Origin of the sequence: Ancylothrix sp. D3o, from assembly GCF_025370775.1 — a bacterium.
GTDB lineage: Bacteria > Cyanobacteriota > Cyanobacteriia > Cyanobacteriales > Oscillatoriaceae > Ancylothrix.
In genome coordinates this window covers 1-1,412 of the sequence record NZ_JAMXEX010000122.1, presented here as the reverse complement: position 1 = coordinate 1,412, position 1,412 = coordinate 1, and the positions used below count along the sequence as shown (strand labels likewise).

Sequence of the window (1,412 nt, the reverse complement as noted above, 5' to 3'; positions counted from 1 at the left end):
ATCAGCCTGTTATCCCCAGAGTACCTTTTATCCGTTGAGCGATGGCCCTTCCATACAGAACCACCGGATCACTATGTCCTACTTTCGTACCTGCTCGACTTGTCAGTCTCGCAGTTAAGCACGCTTATGCCATTGCACTATCGTCACGATGTCCGACCGTAACTAGCGTACCTTCGAACTCCTCCGTTACACTTTAGGAGGAGACCGCCCCAGTCAAACTGCCTACCATGCACTGTCCCCGACCCGGATAACGGGCCAAGGTTAGAACCTCAAATGAACCAGGGTGGTATTTCAAGGTTGGCTCCACGAGAACTGGCGTTCCCGCTTCAAAGCCTCCCACCTATCCTACACAGATTGATTCAAAGTCCAATGCAAAGCTACAGTAAAGGTTCATGGGGTCTTTCCGTCTAGCCGCGGGTAGATTGCATCATCACAAACACTTCAACTTCGCTGAGTCTCGGGAGGAGACAGTGTGGCCATCGTTACGCCATTCGTGCAGGTCGGAACTTACCCGACAAGGAATTTCGCTACCTTAGGACCGTTATAGTTACGGCCGCCGTTTACTGGGACTTCAATCAAGAGCTTGCACCCCATCATTTAATCTTCCAGCACCGGGCAGGCGTCACACCCTATACGTCCACTTTCGTGTTTGCAGAGTGCTGTGTTTTTATTAAACAGTCGCAGCCACCAGTTTATTGCAACCCTTTCGCCCTATCACAGTAAAGTGACCAAGCTACCGGGGCGTACCTTTTCCCGAAGTTACGGTACCAATTTGCCGAGTTCCTTCTCCCGAGTTCTCTCAAGCGCCTTAGAATACTCATCTCGCCCACCTGTGTCGGTTTGCGGTACGGTCTCGTATGACTGAAGCTTAGAGGCTTTTCTTGGAACCACTTCCGATTGCTACAGAACCTAAGTTCTTCGTCCCAGTCCCTTGAATTACGCGCCCGGATTTGCCTAAGCGCCTTCTATGAACCAGAAACTGCCTATTCCAACAGGCAGACAACCTTCCGCGATCCGTCCCCCCATCGCATCATACGACGGTGCAGGAATATTAACCTGCTTCCCATCAGCTACGCATCTCTGCCTCGCCTTAGGGGCCGACTCACCCTGCTCCGATGAACGTTGAACAGGAAACCTTGGGCTTACGGCGTGGGGGCTTTTCACCCCCATTATCGCTACTCATGTCAGCATTCGCACTTCTGATACCTCCAGCATCCTTTACAAGACACCTTCGCAGGCTTACAGAACGCTCTCCTACCATATCCTTACGGATATCCGCAGCTTCGGTGACTGGCTTAGCCCCGTTACATCTTCCGCGCAGGACGACTCGATCAGTGAGCTATTACGCTTTCTTTAAATGATGGCTGCTTCTAAGCCAACATCCTGACTGTTTTAGCCTTCCCACTTCGTTT

1 rRNA gene is annotated in these 1,412 nt (G+C 51.4%); it reads right to left on the bottom strand.

Going from position 1 to position 1,412, the window contains the following annotated elements:
• A 23S ribosomal RNA gene (locus tag NG798_RS27665) occupies positions 1-1,412 on the bottom strand; the annotation flags it as partial.